We start from the raw sequence: 16,645 nt of genomic DNA, 5'->3' as shown, positions 1-16,645 counted from the left end.
TGTTTTTATTTCCTGAATATGCTCGGTGAGATCTCTTGAACGATTCGATTTCTCTTCACGTCGCCCTCGAAATGCCGGTCGGGCCTCGTCGTCGTTCAGGGGCGCGGTGGCCATGTCTGTTTTCGATAGCATTGCTGGCGGGATGCGTCGATCAAGCGCCTCATCCGGGAGCGCTGCCGGCGCCGCGCGCCAACAACGGGGCAACGCCGCGGATCGACGGGGCCGTTGGTGCGCAACCGCCCGTCCGCACGGGCATGGTCAGCTATGGCCGCGCGGACGGGCGGACGAACGGTGGCGTCGGGGGCGACAGTGCAGGGGATATTACGCTCAATTTCGCCGACACTGATATCCGCGCCGTCGTCGATCAGGTGCTTGGGCAGCTTTTGCATGTCAATTATCTGGTCGATTCCAGCGTACATGGGTCGATCACGCTCAAGACCACTACGCCTGTGCGGCAGGATCAGCTTCTGCCGGTGCTTCGCGCTGCGCTTTCCGGGGCGGGAGCGGCTTTGGTGTTTGAGAACGGTGTCTATCGCGTCACCGCCGCAGGAACGCCTGGCGGGGAGCAGAACGACGGCGAAACGGTTGTCTCGCTGCGATATACCTCGGCGGACGCGTTGGCCAAAGCGGTGCAACCGATATTGCATAATGGCGGACATATCGTCGCCGCGCCGTCAGGAAACGCCGTGGTGGTGACGGGCGATCCAGCGTCCCGCGCGACGCTGGTCGAACTGGTTCATGCTTTCGATACGGATGTGCTGTCGGGACAGTCCTACGCGCTTTTTCCTGCCACGAGCGGCGACGCGCAGGAGTTGGCGACTGCGCTGGAAACAGCCTTGTCCAGCAAGAAAGGCCAGTCGATGGCGGAGAGGCTGCGGGTCGTGCCGATGCCGCGCATTGAGGCCGTCATGGTGATCGCCGCCCAGTCGTCGTTGATCGAAAACGCGCGACGCGTATTTTCCGTTATCGAAGCGGAACGCCGTCGCACGGTGCGAAGATGGAACGTCTATTACCTTCAGAACGGGCGGGCGAACGATATCGCCTATATCCTCCAGCAGGCGTTCACTCCCAATCACGTGACGGCGACGCCTTCGTCCAAGCTGAACGCCAACAACAGCAACCAGTTCATGTCATCGGTTCAATCCGGGGGAACGGGTCTCGGTCTGGGTTCGTCGAGCGCTTCCAGCGGCGCTCAATCGAGTTCGCTATTGGGCGGATCATCGGGCTCTACGGGTATGGGGCAGACGCTGGGGAGCAGCGGATCGGACGCCAGCGGCCAGAATGGACAAGGATCGGACAGCATTTCGAACAATCCCCTTCTGGGCGGCCTTGGCAATTCTTCGGATACCCGTTCGGCCGACAGCGAAATCCGGATAATTCCCGATCTGCAGAACAACGCCGTCCTTGTCTATGGCACCGCGAGCGAGACGGAGACGGTTTCGTCCATGTTGCGCAAGGTGGACATAATGCCGTTGCAGGTCAGGGTGGACGCAACGGTGGCCGAAGTGACTCTCAACGACACCTTGCAATACGGAACTCAATTTTTTTTCAAATCCGGCGGCATCAACGGCATCCTGAGCACGGCCACGCAGACGCTGACTTCGGGTAATCTTGCGACATCGGAATTGTCGAGCAGTTTCCCGGGCTTTGTGATCGGTGGCCATGGGGCAGGGGGAGCGCCGTTCGTCATCAACGCGTTGCAGGAGGTGACGTCCGTGCGCGTCCTGTCGTCGCCTGAACTGATGGTTGTGGACAACCAGCAGGCGTCATTGATGGTTGGCGATGAAGTTCCCTATCTGACCGGGAGCACGACCGGGGTCCTGACGTCCAATTCGACGATCACGAACTCCATCAGCTACCAGCCGACCGGTGTTATTCTGCAGGTGACCCCGCATGTCAGCAATGGCGGAGTGGTCACGCTCGACATTTCACAGCAGGTCAGTTCTGTGGCGTCTACGACGACGTCGTCGGGTAGCGGCACGATCAACAGTCCTACGTTCTCCCAGCGTATGGTTACATCGCGAGTGGTTATTTCGGATGGGCAAACTGTCGGACTGGCTGGATTGATTTCGGACAAATCGAACAAAGGGAATCAAGGAATCCCTTGGCTAAAAGACGTGCCCATTCTTGGGCTTTTGGGTGGAACTCAGACTAATACCCGCGAACGGACGGAGCTTCTTGTCCTGATCACGCCGCACGTCATTCACAATCAGACAGACGCATACGCCCTGACTGCGGATCTGCGGGAGCAGCTTCCTCGTGCGGCTGTGTTGCCGCACGACCTGAACGTCATGCCGATGACAGGGTCCGATAACCCGCAGCACCGCGTGCTGCATAGCATTGGCCTCAATGACTGATCGCCGCGATACCCGCCGTGGCGACGAGGGCGGGTTTGCGCTGCTGCTGGTCCTGTGGATGCTTGGCTTTCTCGCATTGCTGGTGAGCCAGACTCTTTCGACAGGCCGTTCCGCGTTACGCCTTGGCGAAGTGACGCTTCAGCGAGCGAGACTGGAGACCATGGCGGACGCCGCCATCACGACGGAACTGTTTTCGGTCGCAACAGGCGCAAGTGGCGCTGACGGCGTCTGGAAAACGTCCGGCGATGAGAAAAGTCCCGTGCAGGTCCGCAGCGTCATCGAGCGCAATAAGATCAATCCGAATGCTGTCAGTGTGACGTTGATGCAGGCTTTGCTGGTGGCGAGCGGCGCACCGCCGGACAAGGCGACAATGCTCGCAAATGCGATCTTTGCCTGGAAAAATCCGGATTTGCAGGACCAGGCGCCATTGCCGCAGGGAGGGGAAGGAAGTCGCTGCGTTCCACTTGGCGCGCCGTTTCATACTTTCGACGATCTTGCTGCGGTGCCGGGGATGACGCGCGAACTGGCGCAGGCGCTCGCCCCCCATATGTCGTTTGCGCAAATGCAGCCGACATCGTCCCTCACGCGCGATCCCGTCGTCCGGGCGGCGCTCGTCAAGGCAGGGTTGGTCATTCCGGGGCAGGCTGTTCAGACGGAGAATGTTGAGGACGAAGAGGCGCTGGTCGTCGTCGACGCGAAAGTCTCATATGGCGACGGCGCGATGCTCCGTCATGCGGAGGTCGTGCTTCTGCCCGATGCGCGACCCGTTCCCTGGCGCGTCATGCGTTGGGAAACGGACGACATACATTGAAAGCGCATCAGGGATTGCAAATTTCTTCACGTCCAGCGCTGTCTCGAGCGCTTCCGGAGGGGCCCGCAGAGCAAAGATCGTAATCGTGATTCTCTCGATCGGACGGCGAACGATAGGTATAGGGATGCCGCCATGGGTCGAGGGGCGCGGTCGCGTCCTTGAGGTAGGGGCCGTTCCAGTTTTCGGCGGCCGACGGTCGATGAATGAGCGCGTCCAGCCCGTCTTCGGTTGTCGGGTAGGCGCCATTATCCAGCTTGTACATGTCGAGAACAGAGCCAATTCGCGCGATTGATTGCTTCGCGACGGACACGCGCGCCCCGCCCAACTGCCGGAGCGCGGCAGGCGCGACCAACCCGACGAGAAGGCCGAGGATAGCGAGCACGACGAGAATTTCCAGCAGCGTGAAGCCGGCGTCGTCTTCGTTCCGGTGATCGGGGAGGTTTGACATTTCTGTAAAAGAACTTTCGCGGTATCGATTCCGATACGTTAGTAAACCGACCGAACCGTAGCGGGACAGGGCAGAATTGTTAAAGAACTATGAAATATGATGTGCGCCCTTCGATTCGACAGAATATGCCTCTATAAGAACTTCCCATGCCCGCGCCTCTGCTCGCCTGCGTGCTCGCCGCAGCAATCCGTTATGACATCCCGCCCAGGGTTTTCCCGACGATATGGGAGGTTGAGCGTGGAGCGAATGGCGTCGTTCACCGGAACGCCGATGGATCGTCCGATCTTGGCCTGATGCAGATAAACACCAGATGGGTCTCAGTGATTTCGAAAATAACACATATGCCTGCGGTCCAGACTGCGGCGCGTCTGGTTTCCGACGGATGTTTCAACGTGGCGGCGTCGGCAGTTGTGCTACGCACATACCTCGATGAGACGCATGGCGACCTTATGCAGGCCATCGGAGATTATCATTCGCACACGCACGGCTTGAACGAGGATTACCAAAAAAAGATACTGGAGCAGGCCCGAAGGCTTTTTCCAACGCCGCCGGCGCAGTAGCGCGCCTGCATAAGGTTGGTGGACGCGTGCGCGCCGACAGGTCGCGATATGGCGGACACGATCCGTGAAAACTCTTCTTTCTTTTCGATATGTATATAAGGAAGAGGCGAGGGGGGGGGGCGTCCATGACCTGTCCATTGTGATCCATGTCATATGCTGAGCCATGGCGCGGGCATACGAGAAGGCGTCACCTCCGTTTAGATCGGAGACCAGGTAGTCTGCATGTAGATCGATCGGAAGGAGTGCGGCAATTATAGATTATGTTAGTATAATTTACAAATTGTTGAAGGTTGTGTCCTTGCTTGGTCCCCGGTTGCGGAATTGATCGGCCAGCACATGACGGGCGCATGCGCAATCAGAGTGTCGTGCGATGTTAGTATTTTTTCTGCGTTATCCGACACTTTACACAGAGAACTTTTTTGAGCGAACGCCGGGCGGGCGCCGGGCCCGAATGTTTGCGCACAGATTTTCGCGTTGCAGAAAAGGGGGGCCACCTAACAGCTTGGCGACGTAACGGCGAAATAGAAGGTTTGTGTCGTTAACATCTGCTGCGTCGCACTCTGCAAACTATTCAGTGTGCTCCCTTAATGGATTGGGCAAAGATGAGATAGAACGTATCGAAATCATCATAAAAATGTCATATCTTATTTCGTGAGTGTTTCAATTTAAGAGCCATTGTCAAATAAACGAATTGTGTAGAATTTTAACAGAATCATCACACAGTATTTTTTTATCTCGTCCTATTCACGCCTCAGGCTCCGATGCCTTCAATACGCGAGCGATATCGATAGAAGCTCAATGTCGACCGCGACACGTCGGAATCAGGAGTCCCCCACTCCCGGGTCATCTTTCGGGACCAGCGATGATGCGTCTTGTTCACGCGTTGATCGCTCTGGTTCCCCCATCATGAAAGGTTGCGAACTGTGTTCGTAAAACACGCGCGGATGACGCTATCCGCCCTGTTGTCACTCTCGATCTTCACGCCGCAAATTACGCTGGCGCATGATGACTGGTCTGGTCAGTGGGGTCGCCCCTCCCCGGAATCGTTCGCGCATACCCGTACGCCTATCAAGCACATCGTCGTGATCTATCAGGAGAACGTTTCCTTCGATCACTATTTCGCCACGTACCCCTACGCGACGAACGCTTCGGGCGAGCCGTCCTTCAAAGCGGCTCCCGGAACTCCCGGCGTGAACAACCTGCGCAACAACGATCTGCTTCTGCAGAACCCGAACACGAACTCCGCAAACGGGACTGGCGCCGCGTTGCCGTTCCGTCTGGACAGGTCGCAGGCCAGCACAGCCGATCAAAATCACGCGTATACGGCTGAGCAGATGGCCTACGACGCAGGAAAGGCTGACCTGTTTCCGCTTTACACCGGCTCGGGCACTTCCGGAGGCGTCGGAGCGTTCGGCACAAAGGGGCAGGTCATGGGGTACTATGACGGCAACACCGTCACGGCCTTGTGGCATTATGCGCAGCGCTTCGCGATGAGCGACAACGCCTACACCGATACATACGGTCCTTCGACGCCTGGCGCGCTGGAAGTCGTCTCTGGTCAAACCAACGGCATGAAAATTGTCGCCACAACGCAAAGCCCCAGCACAAAAGCCAAGTCGTCGTCCTATGTCGCCGACGGGCAGGGCGGCTGGACAATGGTCAACGACATCGACCCCGCTTACGACACCTGTTCGTCTGCGACGAATCAGGTTCAGATGACCAGCAAAAATATCGGCGATCTGCTGAATGATCGCGGCGTCACGTGGGGCGGCTTCATGGGCGGCTTCGATCTGGGGTCTACGAACAGCGACGGCACCACCGGATGCAAACGGCAGACTTATTCATCAGTTGTTTCCGAGAGTGTCGCCGACTACATCCCGCACCATAACTGGTTCCAGTATTACGTCAGCACGTCGAATCCGACCCATGCGCGGCCGAAGTCAGATCGCACGATCGGATATTCCTACATCCCCGGCAGCTCGGAAAAAGAGCCCGCCAATCACGAGTACGATCTTGAAGACTTCTACAAGGCCGTAAAAAAGGAGAACTTCCCCTCCGTCTCGTTTATCAAAATGCCTGCATATCAGGACGGCCACGCTGGTTACTCCGATCCGCTCGATGAACAGGCGGGCATCGTCAAGCTCGTGAACTTCATCCAGAAGCGCCCCGAGTGGCGGGATACGGCTATCATCGTGGGGTATGACGACTCTGACGGCTGGTATGACCACGCTTTCGTCAAGCCGACCCATTCCTCCTATGCAGCTTCGGCTGACCAGTTGAATGGCGACGGCGCATGCGGAACTGGAGACGCTCCTGAGGGCGTGCTGGGCAAGACGGTGAATGGGCGCTGCGGCCCTGGAACACGCACTCCGCTGATGGTGATTTCACCGTGGGCGAAGATCAACTATGTCGCTCATAACCTGGTGACGCAAAGCTCTGTGGTCCGCTTCATCGAGGACAACTGGCTGGGGGGCGCACGTCTTGGCGGCGGCTCCTTTGATGCGACGGCTGGCAAGCTGGATGACATGTTCGACTTCACCCGGCCACCGCAGAAAGCCACCTTGCTGCTGGATCCGGAAACCGGCGACATTCGCCACGATGGGCTTCGTTCCGGTCATGACGACGACGGCGACCACAACCATCACTGGTTTGGTCACGGCGGTGACGAATCTCCTTTCGGTCCGCAGTTCCAGTAAGTTTTCGGCTGGAATGAGAGATTGCTCGAAACAGACGCGGTTCCTGTGGAACTGCGTCGCCGCCCTGACGGCGTTTTTCATCGCCGGGGCGCATGCTCAGGCGGGGGGGGCGTGTCAGCCCCGCTCTGACGGCTCCAATCCGTGCCCGGTTGCGTTGCATAGGCCGCACTCCCGGCCATTGTCTGCGATGGCGCAAATTGGCAGGGCGATGTTTTACGACACCGCCCTGTCAGGATCTGGACGTCTGTCCTGCGCCTCCTGCCATGATCCAGCGAATCATTATGGACCGTCGGGCGTGGCCGCGGTGTTTCTTGGCGGGACAGATATGAAGAGCCAGGGACGCCGCGCTGTTCCATCTCTGATGTATCTGGAGCGCCAGCCAGCGTTCAGCATCGGCCCTGACGATCCTCTCGCGGAAACCGCGCCGCAAATACAGGCGGCGTCGGCTACAACGTCTCATGGACCGAAGAGCGCAGCGAACACGGCGGCTTCGGCTGCCAACCTTGTGCCGCAGGGCGGGTTGTTCTGGGATGGGCGCGCAGACACTTTTCAGCAGCAGGCGACTGGACCTCTTTACGATCCGGTTGAAATGGCGTCGACGCGTGAGAAAGTGCTCAATCGTCTTAATCACGCCCCTTATACAGCTGCGCTCAAACAAATGGCGGGGGTCTCAGGAGAAAAGTCACCGGATTTTCTGCTTGATGAGGCAATGTTCGCGCTGTCCCGATATCAGGTCGAGGAAAAGGATTTCCATCCGTATTCCAGCAAATTTGACTCCTGGCTTGAGGGACGCGCCAAGTTCACCGCTCTGGAGCGCCGTGGGTATTTGCTGTTCAATGATCCGGAGAAAGGAAATTGCGCCGCCTGTCATGTCGATACGCCTCAAGCGAACGGTTTGCCGCCGCTGTTCACCGATCATCAATATGAGGCTCTGGGCGCACCGAGAAATTCAGATATTTTGAAGAACCGTGACGCATCTTATTATGATCTTGGCGTTTGTGATGCCAGGAGCGCAGGGAGAAACGAGCTTGCAGCTTATTGCGGTATGTTCGCGACCCCAACTCTTCGCAATTCGGCGACGCGGAAAGCTTTTTTTCATAACGGCGTTTTCCATTCACTGGACAAGGTTCTCGAATTTTACGCTTTGCGCGATATCGACCCCAAGAGATTTTATAGTCGCGATTCATCGGGCAACGTGCGGGCTTACGACGATCTGCCTCCGCAATATCAAGCGAATCTGGATACGACAGATGCCCCACTTGATCGTAAGCTAGGGGATCAGCCTAGAATCTCCGAAGATGAACGTTCAGAGATCATAGCGTTTCTCAAGACCCTGACGGATCGCGAGGCCACGATGGGCCACGCCGCTCCGTAGCAGCGTTGCTCATTGGCGCGGAAGATGAGGTTCAGGAAATATCCCGCGCGCTGGCGTTTTTGAACTCTGAAAATTCGACCGCCAGCAGTATATAAAGTGCGATTCAACGAAGATTTATATAGGGGATGTTCGATTTTTGAATCTCGTTGAATGATTCCGAATATCCGGCGTCTGCGTAACGCATCACGCCAAGGCTTGTGTCATTGGTCAGGGTCAGACTCAATCTTTCATCCGCTTCCGATGAGCCGTCTGCAATAGTTGTGACGCCTGCACTGGTCATGTAGCCGGCATATCCACCTCCGCCAGAGTGGATGGCGACGAGATCGGCCTGTGAAGAGCACGCCAGCATCGCATTGAGCAGCGGCCAGTCCGCAATGGCGTCGGAGCCATCCTTCATGTTTTCGGTCATGATATTGGGATGCGCCATGGCTCCGGCGTCCAGATGATCGCGGGTGAAGGCGACAGGGCCTGAGAGAACTCCCTCACGTACCATGCGGTTTACGGCCAGTGCGACTTTGGTGCGATCTCCATGCCCGAGCCACGCGATCCGCGCGGGCATTCCTTCCACCGGGACGTGCTGGCGAGCAAGGGTAATCCAGTTCACCACAGATGGATTGTCAGAAAATGTCTTCAACAGATAATCGTCAATTCGACTGAGATCGTTTTTGTCGTTGGAGAGCGCGATCCAGCGAAAAGGACCGATTCCGCGAGCAAAAAGAGGACGGAGGTAGGCTTCTGTGAAAATGGGGATATCGAATGCGCTGCTCACACCCGCAGTTTGCGCCTGCGTTCGGATAAGATTGCCGTTATCGAATACTACCGAACCTTTCTCGCGAAAATCGAGCATCGCTTGCACATGCCGCGCGATCGAGGCCAGAGACAGTTTTGACAAACCGCCGGGATCGCTCTGACGCATGGCCCGGGCTTCGTCGATAGAAAGGCCGCGAGGAATATATCCGTATATGAGGTCATGAGCAGACGTCTGGTCGGTCACGATATCGGGGGCCACGCCACGATGAAGTAATTCGGGGAAAATATCCGCGGCGTTGCCGCAGAGCCCGATAGAACGGGCCTCTCCGGCGGCGCGAGCCTGCTCCGCCAGACGGAGGGCGTCGTCCAGGTCTGTCGCCTGATCCTGAAGATAGCCGCTTTCAATTCGGCGCTTTATGCGCGATTCATCGACTTCTACGCAAAGAATTATCGCTCCGGCTAGCCGTCCGGCCAACGGTTGCGCGCCGCCCATACCGCCCAGACCAGAGGTCAAGATCAGCCGACCGGTCAGGTCGCCGTTGAAATGTTGTTCGGCGATACGACGGAATATTTCGTAAGTGCCCTGAATGACGCCTTGAGAGCCTATATACTGCCAGTCTCCGGCTGTCAGACCGCCCCAGCAGATCAGCCCGTCTTGCTCCAGTCGGTAGAATTCATCGGCTTTCGCCCACTGTCCCACGATATTGCAGTTCGCCATGATGACGATCGGCGCACGTTCATGCGTTTTTACGACGCCGATTGGCTTTCCCGATTGCACGATCAACGTTTCGTCATCGTGCATCGTCGTCAACGCATGGACGATTGCATCGTGAGAGGGCCAATCGCGAGCGGCCTTTCCCAGCGCTGCGTAGACCACAAGGTTTGCGGGATCTTCGCCAACCGAAAGAACGTTTTCCAGAAGACGCAGAAGGCCCTCTTGCCGCCAGCCGCGGCAGCGCAAATTACCGCCAGATGTGACGCCAAACTCTTTCATGGTCATGAATCAGCTCCGGTTTTCAGGAAGGCCAATAGCGTAACTGGCCAGATCGATGCCGAGCGCGCGTTCCACGGGAGGGTAGACTGCAGGGTCCAGAACGCTTGACGAGAGTGGAAATTTTGTCTTTTCCACATGAAGAACAAGGATTTCGTCGCCCTCGGAAATCTCCCCAACGCTGAGAGGATATCCTGATGGAGAGAGCGTTGTGATGATATCGGGGAACGAGGCGATGCGTTGTCCTGCGGCGTCGTTCACCGCCATATATTCATTCATGACATGAAGCGTAACGGCGTGATCTCCCGCACCGACAGTAATCGTGCCGACGTCAAAGGCTTCCGGTGTGTAGACAACCGATTTCTTTGATGTTTTTCCCTGCGCGATGATAGCTCCGTCCAGTTGTCGCACGATAGTGTCGAGAATGGCCGAGCCTCCTTTGGAGGCAGCGTCGAGAATGGCCTCTCCGAGCGCCAGTGCGCGGGAAATCCCGCCCCATGCGGCGTGACGTTTTACATAGCTGGCGCGCAGTGGATTGCGGCACGATGCGATGAAGCCGCCGGACATATCCGAAGCCGTGCGCAGAATGGGAGAGATACGCGCCGTAGCGCCTTTTGCGACGACTTCCAGATATGCGTTGTTCGCGCGGTTGCCGCCGACGACAGCCTGAATCATGGTTTCCGGCGATCCGGCCATGCCAATGGAGCCCATGTCGCCTGTGGGGTGGGCGCGCATGTCCCCAACGGCGTCGATGACCTTTGTGCCGAGAATGGCGCCGGGCAACCATGCGTTGAGAGTGCTGGACTTGCCGTTCTGTCCGATCATCAGTCCGTAGATTGGTTGGCCCAGTTCTTTCTCGACCAGACGCACGGCGTTGACATAATCGACGCCCAGCATCTGCCATTCCGTCGTGCTGGCGGGCGCTCCGATCGCGGCTGCGGTGGCAATGAATGCTTCGTCGGGAATCTCGTCGGCCTCGACCAGTTCTGGCTGCCCTGCGTTGACCGCTGCAGTTCCGAGCATGCGGCCATGTTCAACCCAGCCCCCGCCGCCGCATGCGAAGACTGAGCCGCCAGCGATTGCGGCCTCGACGTCTTTTTCAACCAGTATCCGGCCCATAGGGCGCTCCTTTCCTTGTCAGAGCTTCAGTTCAGGCGGTCGCGCGCAAGTAACGCGTCAACGAGGACGCGCGCGCCGCGTAAAGCGTCTTCCGGCGCGCACCACTCGTCGGGGTCATGACTGCGTCCGTCTCGACATGGCGTGAAGATCATCGCGGACGGCGCCAGCCGCGCGAGAAACGCGGCGTCGTGCCCTGCCCCGGAAACCATGCGGCGTTGAGAGAGGTCGTTTTCTCTGACGACGTTTTCTATAATGCCGGTCAATTCCGGCGCGCAGCGCGTAGGCGACGTATCCGACTGGATGGTGAAACGCGCCAGCGTTGTTCCGCTGATTGAGGCGGCGTCGCGGCAGGTCGCCTGAATTGCCGAGACGAGCGCTTCGGCGACGTGACGCTCAGAGACGCGAATATCGACAATCACCCGCGCCGTACGCGGAATGACGTTGGAGGCGTTGGGAGAAATGTCGATCACTCCGCAGGTTGCGGTGACATGGCCTGCGCCGGAAGCAGCGCGCGCGCGGGCCTCGGAATGGACGAAGCTGACAACATGCGCGGCCGCGACGGCGGCGTCCTGCCGTCGATCCATCGGCGTCGTTCCGGCATGGTCCGCTCGTCCGGAGAACATGATTTCCAGTCGCGTTACTCCGGCGATGGCTTCGACAACTCCGATCTGGAGGCGCTCCTGTTCAAGAACGACGCCCTGCTCGATGTGCAACTCGAAAAAGGCGCGGATATCGGAACGTCGTGGCTCGGTGAGCCGTGCGGGATCGCCGCCCATCCTGGTTATGGCGTCGCTCAGGTTTTCATCCCATGGAGCGCGCAGCGCGAGATGCTCCCGGGTGAGCGCACCGGTCATTCCTCGACTTCCGATACAGGAAATCCCGAAGTCGCTGGGTTCTTCGGCAAGGAAATCGACAATCTCAAGATGGTGACGCAACGATACGCCAGCGTCGGTGAACGCGCGCGCGCACTCCAGGGCAGCGAGAACGCCAAGCACGCCATCGAAGCGGCCGCCGTCCGGCACGGTGTCGGAATGCGATCCGCTCATGAGAACGCCGACTGCGCCGTTGGATCCGGCTCTCCGTCCGATCAGATTGCCGCTTTCGTCGATGCGCGTTTCAAGGCCTGCGTCCCGGAACCGCTCGACGAGCCAATTGCGCCCCAGCATGAAGCGTTCGGAGAAAGAGCGACGTGTATAGGGACGATCGGGATCGGTGATAGCCGCAAGTGTTTCGATGTCAGCCCACAATCGGCTACCTTGAACAAACCCGGCGATGCTCATGAGGGTGTTCCCGATGAAGGAGGGCAGACGAACCGTCCTGTTCCCGGCTCCGCAAGAACATCCTGTCCATCGAAAACCAGCTTTCCTCGCAACCATGTTGCGGCGATGCGCCAGTCGAGCGCGCGGCCATCGTAGGCGCTCCATCCGGCGATGGAATGGCGGCTTTGCGTCGCGTCGTAGATCCACTTCTCTCTTCTTGCGATTGTGATGTCAGCGTCGCGTCCTGGTGCGAGGCCGCCTTTTTGTGCGCTGATACGAAACAGTCGTGCGGGATTTTCCGCCAGCAATCGGGCGGCATGCGACAGCGACAGGCCGCGCCGCGCGAGTTCTGTGAGGAGAAGGGGATAAAGCGCTTCCAGCCCCGGCGCGCCGGAGGCATTTTTCAACATCTCCGGATCGGATTTTCTGCTCAGGGACCAGGAAACGTGGTCAGTGGAGACGACGGTGACGTTTCCGGCGGCGAGGTGAGCCCACAGGCCCTCAACTTCCGCGCGTGGGCGGATGGGCGGATTGATCTTCGCTCGGCCGCCCAGGCGTGCGACGTCATGTTCTTCGTCGAGGATGAGATAATGTATGCAGGCTTCGACGGTCGTATCGAACCCTTGCTGGCGATAGGCTTCACACAGGGCGTAGCCGCGCGCGACGGAGCAATGCACGACATGCGCCGAACATCCGGTCGCTGCCGCTGTCTCATAGATCTGCGCCATGGCCAGCGTTTCTGCCAGCGGCGGACGCGACATGCCGTGCGCGCGCCAGTCGGTGACGCCCGTACGCGTGACAGCGGCTATGCGAGAGCGGACCATCTCGTCGTCTTCATTATGAACCCCGGCGATAAGGCCGGTTTTGGTGACGGCTTCGAAGCATGAAGCCAGCAGGTCCGGCGGAATTCTGGGGAAACGCACGGGGTCTGTGCCGAACGTTGAAAACTTGAAGCCGCAGGCGCCTGCTTCCGCCATGGCTGGGATGTGGCTGGGACCGTCATCCGGGGCGATGGTGCCCCACAGGGCGAAATCGATGCGCGCCTGGTCCCCGGCCTCGCGCGCTTTTTGCCGGAGATTTTCGGCTGTGCTGACCAGAAAGCCGTCGTCATAAGGCATGTCGGCGATTGTCGTGACGCCGCCTGCGGCAGCGGCGCGGGTGCTCCAGATGAAATCCTCTTGCCCTTTCTGGGAGCGCGAGTGGACCTGCGGGTCGATTGCGCCGGGCAGGATCAGCGCGTCCCCATAATCCTGAACCTCACGCGCGGCGGGCCCCGCTCCGTGTCCAATCTGACTGATGCGGCCGTCGTCGATCACAATCCAGGCGTCTGGCGACACGGTTCGCGTGGTGACGACTGCGCCTTTGAGAAGCAGGTCATGCATCGGTTGAGGATTCCCTGACTGCTGGAGGAGGAAAGCGAAATGCGTCTGGCGGGGCTTCGGCGTACGCTTTGGCGAAGCGATCCAGAACCGTTTCGGTCGATCGCAGGGCGTCGGACACGGGACCGCTGTCGTCGAGAAGAGGCGTCTCCTGCTTCAGGGCGTGGAGAAGCGCTCCGGGCGATCCACTGGGACGGGCGTTCGACAGATGGATCGCCTGCCGCGCAGCCATGGCCTCAAGCGCGAGTAACGGGGCGAGCAAGGAAATCTGCGTTGTCAGCGCGCGCGCGACTGACGGCAGGTAACTGGCTTCGTCCTCGAACCCGTTGGCTACTGGAATCTGGTACAGCGACGTCGGCGTGGATTCCCGCAGGATAGAGGTCGTCAGATCTGCGGCAAGTTTGGTTGCGGCTCCAAACGCGACCTGCCGTCCGGGTTCGAGGGTCAGGTTGCGCGGCAGGCCGGACAGATCCTCGCGACAGAGGGCGAGAATGCGCCCGAGCGCGCCCCGAACGTAATGGCAAAGCGCAAGGACAAGCGACTGCGCGTCGAGGGCCAGCGCGAGCGGGAGCGAGGCCCCGGACGTCATGGCCCGGCCATCGAGAAGTATCGGATTGTCGTCAGCGTGCGACAGGTTATGCGCGAGCGTTTCTTCGGCGCGGTCCAGCGCGCAGAGCAGCCCGCCGCCGATTTGTGGCATGCAACGGAAACTCAGCGGATCCTGAAGATTTCGGCGAGGCGTCCAGTCACTTTCGCCGCACAGGTCTTGCAGAAAACGCGCCACGCGCGTTTCCGTTTCTGTTCCGGTGAGACGCGCCGTCTCCCACGGCGCTCCGAAGGCGCCAAACCCCGCGGCGCTAAGGGTAAAAACTGACAGCAACAGAGGCAGCCGCGCGCGGAGGTCCGCGACGGCGATCGCCACTCCGGCCACGCCCAGCGCATTGCTGGAAAGAACCGTCATCACGTCCTTTGGCCCCGGATCGATCGGCGCGAGACTGAACCGGGTGAGCAGCGCGGCGGCAGATTCTGGCTGCTCATGGTCGGGACCGTAGGCGTCTCCTTCACCAAGGAGGGTGGCGCCGATATGGCTCATCAACCCGACGTCGGCGCAACCGATTGAGCCATATTCAGGCACGACCGGGGTGATCCCTGCGTTCAAAAGCGCCGCGAGCGCGTGGGCGAGATGCACGCTGGCGCCAGTATGACCGGTCAGCAAGCCATTCAGTCGGGCCGTCATGGCCGTCCTGACCACACGGCGCGGCATATGCGGGCCGGTGCCGAGTAAGTGGGAACGTAGAAGCCGCAGCGCATATTTGGGGCGCTCGTCACCCGACACCCGGCTGTCCTTGAAGGCGCCGACCATGCTGGTCGTGCCGTAGATGCCGTCGCCTCTGTCGAGAGCGCGTTCAAGCGAGCGTTGGCCGGCGAGAAGACGCGCTACGCCATCTCCGCCGAGCTTTACATAGGCGCCGTCAGCGACTGCGATCAGGTCGCTCAGCGGCAATGTTGTTCCGGTCAGGGTGATCGCGGTCACGGCGGCCTTTCTTTCGCTGGCGTGGATAGAAGTGTTTCATCATCAGGAGATTACTCCCTTATGCTTTTTGGTGCGTGTGCTATACCTCCGGACCGTCCGGTTCATAAGGCGGTCGTGAGAACGCGGGCGAGAGCAGGGCGGTCAACGCCGGAAGCGCCGCGATCGACACATAGAGCGCGGCGCTGGGGACGCCACGCCAGACATTTCCGAGAGCGGTCAAAATCGCCGGGGCGAAGCCGCCGAATAGAGAAACTGCAATATTATACGACAATGCGATGCCGCTTGCGCGCACTGATTTCGGGAACAGTCCTGCGATTCCCAAAGGCGCTGCGCCGACGAATTGGGAAACCAGAAAACACAATAAACCGGCGACTGCGATCATGGTGGTGACGCCGTGGCTGACGCTCAATACGGACAAGATGGGGGCGGGGAGGATCAAAAGCAGGAAAGCGGACGCGAGCATGACGCGCCGTGCGCCGAACCGGTCAGCAAGCTTTCCCGCCGTAAGTGAACCAGCCACCAGCGCGATATTGCCAAAGAGGTAGGCCACGTAGCTGGCGTGGGGCGCGACGCCAAAAAAACGCTGAACGTAGAGAGGAAGGTATATGATCAGGGCATAGGGCGCCGCGCCCCATAACAGGGATAGCCCAAGCGCGGCGAAAACCGAGCCCTTGTGGCGCTTCGCCAAAACGCCGATGGCGAGCGTTTCGCGTGCCGCCATTTGTCGGACCGGCGAGGACGCGTTGCGACGCATGATGACGCCAAGAGGGATAATTGCAAGACCGATAGCAAATGGCGCGCGCCATCCCCACGCGGCGATCTGTGCGTCGCTCAGAAACGCCGTGACGCATGCGGCCACGAGAGCGCCGAGCATATTCGACAGCCCCATGGTCGCCTGCAGGAAGGAGGCGGCGAACCCTGCTCGTCCACCGGCGGCCCCTTCGACAAGGAATGCCGCAGCTCCTCCGATTTCGCCGCCTGCTGAAATTCCTTGCAATAGACGCCCGACGCACAGAACGATGATCGAGGCGCGCCCGGCGATCGCGTAAGGCGGGTCGAACAGGATGCAAGCTGTGCCGACGCCCATCAGCGCGCATGTCAGCATCAACGTCGGACCGCGCCCACGCGCGTCGGCATAATGTCCGAGCAGCAACGCCCCCAGTGGGCGGGCGACGGCGCCCAGTCCGAACACCAGCAGGCTCTGGGCCAGAAGGGACAGTGGGTCGGACGGCGGCAGCAACGCTTTCGCGATATAGGGTGCAAAGAGCGCGTAGACCGAGAAGTCATACCATTCGAGAAGATTGCCGACGCAGGCGGCCACGATCGCCATTTTTTTCGCCCGTGGCTGCACCGTTGTCATGACGAC

The 16,645-nt window shown here is 59.4% G+C and carries 12 protein-coding genes; 5 read left to right on the top strand and 7 right to left on the bottom strand.

Annotation, left to right across the window (positions count from 1 at the left end; all coding sequences use genetic code 11):
• The first annotated feature begins 35 nt into the window (after positions 1-35).
• A complete protein-coding gene (gspD, locus tag G442_RS0108860; protein WP_051292128.1) occupies positions 36-2,357 on the top strand; it encodes a type II secretion system secretin GspD in 2,322 nt (773 codons plus the stop codon).
• A complete protein-coding gene (locus tag G442_RS0108855; RefSeq protein ID WP_051292127.1) occupies positions 2,350-3,168 on the top strand; it encodes a type II secretion system protein GspK in 819 nt (272 codons plus the stop codon). Before gspD ends, G442_RS0108855 begins: the two co-directional genes overlap by 8 nt.
• Positions 3,169-3,175: 7 nt before the next feature.
• On the opposite strand, the gene gspG is transcribed toward G442_RS0108855, so the two are convergent.
• Positions 3,176-3,616 carry a type II secretion system major pseudopilin GspG gene (gene gspG / locus G442_RS0108850; protein ID WP_026397713.1) on the bottom strand — a complete coding sequence of 147 codons (441 nt, stop codon included), beginning with the start codon at positions 3,614-3,616 and terminating at the stop codon, positions 3,176-3,178.
• A gap of 146 nt (positions 3,617-3,762) precedes the next feature.
• Between gspG and G442_RS0108845 the strand changes: the two genes are divergently transcribed.
• The 3 genes from G442_RS0108845 to G442_RS0108835 all read left to right on the top strand — a co-directional run bounded on the left by G442_RS0108845 (position 3,763) and on the right by G442_RS0108835 (position 8,247).
• Positions 3,763-4,176, top strand: a complete 414-nt coding sequence (locus G442_RS0108845; RefSeq protein ID WP_026397712.1) for a lytic transglycosylase domain-containing protein — start codon at positions 3,763-3,765, stop codon at positions 4,174-4,176.
• Between the two features lie 944 nt (positions 4,177-5,120).
• Positions 5,121-6,872 carry a phospholipase C gene (locus tag G442_RS21520; protein ID WP_084440462.1) on the top strand — a complete coding sequence of 584 codons (1,752 nt, stop codon included), beginning with the start codon at positions 5,121-5,123 and terminating at the stop codon, positions 6,870-6,872.
• Complete coding sequence (locus G442_RS0108835; protein WP_307188546.1) at positions 6,775-8,247, top strand: cytochrome-c peroxidase; 1,473 nt, start codon at positions 6,775-6,777, stop codon at positions 8,245-8,247. The genes G442_RS21520 and G442_RS0108835 overlap by 98 nt, the downstream gene beginning before the upstream one ends.
• A 103-nt stretch (positions 8,248-8,350) precedes the next feature.
• Here the strand turns inward: G442_RS0108835 and G442_RS0108830 are convergent, their stop codons facing one another.
• The 6 genes from G442_RS0108830 to G442_RS21515 form a co-directional block, all read right to left on the bottom strand.
• The gene (locus tag G442_RS0108830) at positions 8,351-9,997 is read right to left on the bottom strand and encodes a urocanate hydratase (protein WP_026397710.1); all 1,647 of its coding nucleotides are present in this window, start codon (positions 9,995-9,997) and stop codon (positions 8,351-8,353) included.
• Positions 9,998-10,000: 3 nt separating this feature from the next.
• The gene (locus G442_RS0108825) at positions 10,001-11,107 is read right to left on the bottom strand and encodes a DUF917 domain-containing protein (RefSeq protein ID WP_026397709.1); all 1,107 of its coding nucleotides are present in this window, start codon (positions 11,105-11,107) and stop codon (positions 10,001-10,003) included.
• A 26-nt stretch (positions 11,108-11,133) separates the two neighbouring features.
• Positions 11,134-12,387 (bottom strand): Zn-dependent hydrolase, encoded by a 1,254-nt coding sequence (locus G442_RS0108820; RefSeq protein ID WP_026397708.1) that lies wholly within the window; start codon positions 12,385-12,387, stop codon positions 11,134-11,136.
• On the bottom strand, positions 12,384-13,748 hold the full coding sequence (locus G442_RS0108815; protein ID WP_026397707.1) for a dihydroorotase: 1,365 nt from the start codon (positions 13,746-13,748) through the stop codon (positions 12,384-12,386). Before G442_RS0108815 ends, G442_RS0108820 begins: the two co-directional genes overlap by 4 nt.
• The gene (locus G442_RS0108810; RefSeq protein WP_026397706.1) at positions 13,741-15,279 is read right to left on the bottom strand and encodes an aromatic amino acid lyase; all 1,539 of its coding nucleotides are present in this window, start codon (positions 15,277-15,279) and stop codon (positions 13,741-13,743) included. Before G442_RS0108810 ends, G442_RS0108815 begins: the two co-directional genes overlap by 8 nt.
• Positions 15,280-15,358: 79 nt before the next feature.
• Positions 15,359-16,639: an MFS transporter gene (locus tag G442_RS21515; RefSeq protein WP_035376395.1), complete on the bottom strand. Its 1,281-nt coding sequence runs from the start codon at positions 16,637-16,639 to the stop codon at positions 15,359-15,361.
• Positions 16,640-16,645: the final 6 nt, after the last annotated feature.

This window comes from Acetobacter nitrogenifigens DSM 23921 = NBRC 105050 (assembly GCF_000429165.1).
GTDB classification, from domain to species: domain Bacteria; phylum Pseudomonadota; class Alphaproteobacteria; order Acetobacterales; family Acetobacteraceae; genus Acetobacter; species Acetobacter nitrogenifigens.
Note: the sequence above shows the minus strand (reverse complement) of the source record. Positions and strands in the feature narration are given on the sequence as shown.